1 pseudogene is annotated in these 424 nt (G+C 65.1%); it reads right to left on the reverse strand.

Annotated elements, in window-relative coordinates:
- Nucleotides 1-424, reverse strand: a pseudogene (locus QSV46_RS39185) (hypothetical protein); the annotation flags it as partial.

A 424-nucleotide genomic window follows, 5' to 3' on the forward strand; every position in this document is an offset into this window, starting at 1 on the left:
GGATCGAGCGCTTCTGCCACGGCCTTGCCGGACGGGCCGCCCGGCGTCTTCGCACCTTCCGATGCGACGTTTGCCATCACGAGCGCCGATCCGTTGGCGCTGACGCGGACCTTGGGGCCCATCTGCATGACGGTCAGCGACAGCACCTTGCGGCCTTTGGAAAATTCCATCAGCGCCATATTGGGTTGGTTGATGACCGAGGGCTTCTCCTTCCAGCCCTGCGCCTGCAGGGAGCTGCGATAAAAGGCTGCGACGGCCTTCACGCTGGAAGCGGAATTGAATTCGAGCCTGCCGTCGGCGCCGTCGAATTTCACGTTCTCCGCATTCTCCGGCAAGGGCGCCGGTGTCGAACTGTCGGCAAGCGCACGCAGCGGCGCATCCGACAGATTGGCGGCTTGCGCAACCCGCCGCGCCTCGTCGGCGG

It is taken from the genome of Bradyrhizobium cosmicum (assembly GCF_032290525.1).
In the GTDB taxonomy this organism is placed as follows: domain Bacteria; phylum Pseudomonadota; class Alphaproteobacteria; order Rhizobiales; family Xanthobacteraceae; genus Bradyrhizobium; species Bradyrhizobium cosmicum_A.